The organism is Parasynechococcus sp. (genome assembly GCF_042954245.1).
GTDB lineage: Bacteria > Cyanobacteriota > Cyanobacteriia > PCC-6307 > Cyanobiaceae > Parasynechococcus.
This window is the reverse complement of the sequence record NZ_JBGKDP010000094.1, coordinates 1-3,874: the sequence shown is the minus strand read 5'-3', so window position 1 is coordinate 3,874 and position 3,874 is coordinate 1. Positions and strand designations below refer to the sequence as shown.

Annotated in this window: 6 protein-coding genes and 2 tRNA genes; 6 read left to right on the top strand and 2 right to left on the bottom strand. The window is 59.1% G+C overall.

The window, feature by feature from the left end:
- The coding region (locus tag ACGVJ8_RS04495; protein ID WP_392345807.1) for a M24 family metallopeptidase at window positions 1-483 on the bottom strand (483 nt) is incomplete at its 3' end.
- Between the two features lie 53 nt (window positions 484-536).
- On the opposite strand from ACGVJ8_RS04495, the gene ACGVJ8_RS04490 reads away from it, so the two are divergent.
- From ACGVJ8_RS04490 to gltX, 6 genes are all read left to right on the top strand, one after another.
- Complete coding sequence (locus ACGVJ8_RS04490; RefSeq protein WP_392345809.1) at window positions 537-824, top strand: PepSY domain-containing protein; 288 nt, start codon at window positions 537-539, stop codon at window positions 822-824.
- 25 nt (window positions 825-849) lie between these two features.
- Complete coding sequence (rplS, locus tag ACGVJ8_RS04485) at window positions 850-1,326, top strand: 50S ribosomal protein L19 (protein ID WP_392345805.1); 477 nt, start codon at window positions 850-852, stop codon at window positions 1,324-1,326.
- A gap of 60 nt (window positions 1,327-1,386) precedes the next feature.
- Window positions 1,387-1,459 (top strand) — tRNA-Trp (locus tag ACGVJ8_RS04480).
- A 37-nt stretch (window positions 1,460-1,496) separates the two neighbouring features.
- A complete protein-coding gene (locus ACGVJ8_RS04475; RefSeq protein WP_006043540.1) occupies window positions 1,497-1,685 on the top strand; it encodes a hyperconserved protein Hcp in 189 nt (62 codons plus the stop codon).
- Between the two features lie 216 nt (window positions 1,686-1,901).
- A tRNA-Asp gene (locus tag ACGVJ8_RS04470) sits at window positions 1,902-1,975 on the top strand.
- Between the two features lie 21 nt (window positions 1,976-1,996).
- A complete protein-coding gene (gene gltX, locus ACGVJ8_RS04465) occupies window positions 1,997-3,430 on the top strand; it encodes a glutamate--tRNA ligase (protein ID WP_392345802.1) in 1,434 nt (477 codons plus the stop codon).
- On the opposite strand, the gene ACGVJ8_RS04460 is transcribed toward gltX, so the two are convergent.
- A partial coding sequence (locus tag ACGVJ8_RS04460; RefSeq protein ID WP_392345800.1) for a cation:proton antiporter occupies window positions 3,374-3,874 on the bottom strand: 501 nt, incomplete at its 5' end. The genes gltX and ACGVJ8_RS04460 overlap by 57 nt on opposite strands.

The following is a 3,874-nucleotide window of genomic DNA, read 5'->3' as shown; positions in this document are numbered from 1 at the left end:
CATCAAGGCTTCCTTGGCAACACGGCTCAGAGTCTGTGCTTCCTGGGGCGCATCTCCAACGCAGATCGTGATGCAGCTGTCGCCGTGATACCCCTCGAAGTAGGCGCCGGTATCAACCTTCAGCAGATCGCCCTGGCGAATCACACGCTTCGGACTAGGGATGCCATGCACCACTTCGTTGTTGATGCTGGCGCAGATGCTCGCTGGAAAGCCGTGATATCCCTTGAAACTTGGGGTCGCCCCCATTTCTCGAATGCGTTTCTCGGCATAAGCATCGATTTCTCCCGTCGTCTGGCCAGGCTCCACCATTCCAATCACCTTCCGCAGCACGGTGGCGACGATGTGGCTGGCCTGGCGCATGATCTTCACTTCACGGGCTGATTTGATCTCAACACCGCGACGCTTCTGAATGCGCGGGCCCGTCGCCGTCACCTGCCCCTGCGCTGCCTGGGTGGATGCCAGAAGATCAGCAAAGAGATTCATGGCTCAGCCCAATATCCGTCACGCTATCAACAGCAACCGAATTGATGCCGGTCATGTCGCTGCTTGTGCGCTTGCGCGAACTACACCGAAGCGTTGCACCTTTCGTTCTCGCACCATTGCTGGTGACGGTGTGCTCAGGCGTCAGTTACCGCTTAGCCCGGGACTGGTTCAGAGCCAGCCGCGAACAAGTTCACTGGTTAATGGTTGTGCACGAAGGAGAATGGCTTGGATCCACGCTTGAACCGGTTGTCGTTTTTCTGAATGCCGTTGGCCTGATTTGGATGCTGATTACAGGGGCAGTGCTCCTGATCGAGCGATGGCGTCGAAAGGTACACTCATAGTTTGGCGATTCAACGCGGAGCTGGGATGACAGCCGATTCGAAGGACACAGCGGTGACCGACGAGAACACCGAGACGGCTGTGGAAACAGCACCTGAGGCCACAGCGGCGAAGCCCAGCCAGGCTTCGAGTGCTCCTGCCAAAAAGCTGAGCCCCGAAGCTCTGATTCGTACCTTTGAGTCGGCACAGCAGAAAGAAGATCTTCCTGAGATCTACGTGGGCGACACCGTGCGCGTTGGTGTTCGCATCAGCGAAGGCAACAAGGAGCGCGTTCAGCCCTACGAGGGTGTGGTGATTTCCAAGCGCCATGGTGGTCTCAACCAGACCATCACCGTGCGCCGGATTTTCCAGGGCATCGGCGTTGAGCGAGTGTTCATGCTACACAGCCCCCAAGTAGCTTCCATCAAGGTGGAACGGCGCGGTAAAGTGCGCAGGGCGAAGCTTTTCTATCTGCGGGAACGGGTGGGCAAGGCCACCCGCGTGAAGCAGCGCTTCGATCGCTGAGGTCTCGACCTCGTTCAATCAGTTGCCAGCTTCAACGTTGGCTGAGGGGTACATCGCCTTGCGCCGTTAGTTCAGTTGGTAGAACGCAGGTCTCCAAAACCTGATGTCGGGGGTTCGAGTCCTCCACGGCGCGTCCGATGTTCCCCTCGTGCAGTTTCCCGGTTCTGAGCATGGAGTTGGATCTTCAACCTGGTGATGTTGTGAAGGTGTTGGAGTCAGCCGCCCTCGGCTGGGTCCGTGCCCGAGTGATACGCGTCAAGTCCGGCGGCCGCGTGGTCGTTCAGAGTGATCAAGGACGTGAATTCACAGCCCGCGGCAATCAGGTTCGGCTCATCGAACCTGCAGGATTCCGTCCCTGAATTTTTGGGCATTCGGCCACGAGCCGATGCTCCGCCTAGTTTCCCGGGGACATTGTCGTCGGGATTTTTTATTGGCAACACCCGGATGACAAGACAAGGCTGATCCATCGCTCAGTTGTTGACGGAGGGCAGGGCAACAGTTGATACTGATTAGGTCGCGCAAGCGACGCAGATCAGATTCTTCGGAGCGCTTCTCGCGAGTTCTGAATCAGGTTTGGGACCGTAGTTCAACCGGTTAGAGCACCGCCCTGTCACGGCGGAAGTTGCGGGTTCGAATCCCGTCGGTCCCGTTCTCACCACCAAGAGCAACGATGGTGCGCGTTCGATTGGCCCCCAGCCCAACGGGCACGCTCCATATTGGAACGGCGCGAACCGCTGTGTTCAATTGGCTCTACGCCAAGCACGAGCAAGGAACGTTCGTGCTGCGTATTGAAGACACCGACAAGGAGCGATCCAAGCCCGAGTACACCCAAAACATTCTCGAAGGCCTGCAGTGGCTCGGGATCAACTGGGACGAGGAACCCGTCATCCAGAGCGAACGGGTGGCGCAGCATCGTGAAGCGATACAGACCCTGCTCGATCGGGGATTGGCCTACCGCTGCTACGCCAGCGAAACGGAACTCACGGCCATGCGCGATGCGCAGAAAGCGGCCAATCAAGCTCCGCGCTATGACAACCGCCACAGGACTCTGACGCCCGAGCAGGAGCAGGCGTTTCAGGCAGAAGGCCGTCAAGCGGTGATCCGCTTTCGCATTGATGACGCTGCCGAAATTCGCTGGAATGATCTGGTGCATGGCGCTATGAGCTGGCGAGGCTCTGACCTTGGCGGAGACATGGTGATTGCCCGTCGTGCCCCGGCGGATCAAATCGGCGACCCCCTCTACAACCTTGTTGTTGTGGTGGATGACGCCGCGATGGAAATCACCCATGTGATTCGCGGTGAAGATCACATTGCCAACACCGCCAAGCAACTGCTCCTCTACGAAGCCCTGGGCCTGCCCTTACCGACCTTTGCCCACGCTCCTCTCATCCTCAATGCCGAGAGACGCAAGCTCTCGAAACGGGATGGGGTGACCTCCATCAACGACTTCCGCGCCATGGGCTACACCCCTGACGCCATCGCTAACTACATGACGTTGTTGGGGTGGTCCGTACCGGAGGGCATGGAGGAACGGTTCAGCTTGAGTGAGGCCGCAGCCGTTTTTGGTTTCGACCGCGTCAACAAAGCCGGGGCACGTTTCGATTGGGACAAGCTCAACTGGCTGAATGCCCAGGTTCTGCATGGCTGGACGGCGAAACATCTTCTGGAGGAACTGACGCCCCTTTGGGCCGAACGCGGTTGGACCCCTCCCAGCGACAGCAGCTGGTGCCTCGACCTCTGCGCCTTGCTGGGGCCATCCCTCACCCTCCTCAAAGATGGCGTCGACCAAGCGGAACCATTCTTTGATCGTCCGGATCTCCAGGAGAATGCTCTCGAGCAACTCGCGATCGAAGGAGCCAAAGCGGTCATTGCCGACCTGCTTCAGCGGCTCGAAAACAACCCTTGGGATGGCAGCGACGTTGATCAAGCCAAGGCTTGGCTGGGGGATGCCGCCAAAGCAGCCGGTGTGAAGAAAGGGGTTGTGATGAAATCCCTGCGCGCCGCTCTGCTGGGGCGTCTTCAAGGTCCCGATCTGATCACCACGTGGTCACTGCTGGCCCGAATCGGTGAGGATCTGCCGCGTCTGCGCCGCTGCCTCGGCTGAGGCAGGCTCGTCATCGTCAGCTTTGACCAGGCCAAGAGCCTGAGCCAACGGCTGGGCCGTGAGGCCCTGGAGGCCAACGGTCATCAGGATGGTCAGGAACACCAACCCCTGAAGGCGTCCCGCCCCCAGGATGCCGGCCTGCTCCAAACGAATCGCGAAGAGAGAGGCAACCGCTGCGGTGACGATGCCTCGCGGAGCGAGCCAACCCAGAAACAGCCGTTGCTCAAGCTTGAAAGGCAACCCGATGGTGGCCAAACCCACGCCTATCGGACGCAACACAAGCATCAACGACAACACGCAGAGGACGCCGCCCCAACCCAGCGGGCTGAGTTCAGCCCAGGACACGTCAGCGGCCAGCAGCGGAAACAGCATTGTGATCGCCAACTGCGCCAGTTCTTGAATCAAGCCATCCAATTCAGCGGTGTGAGGTCCTGGACGTCGACC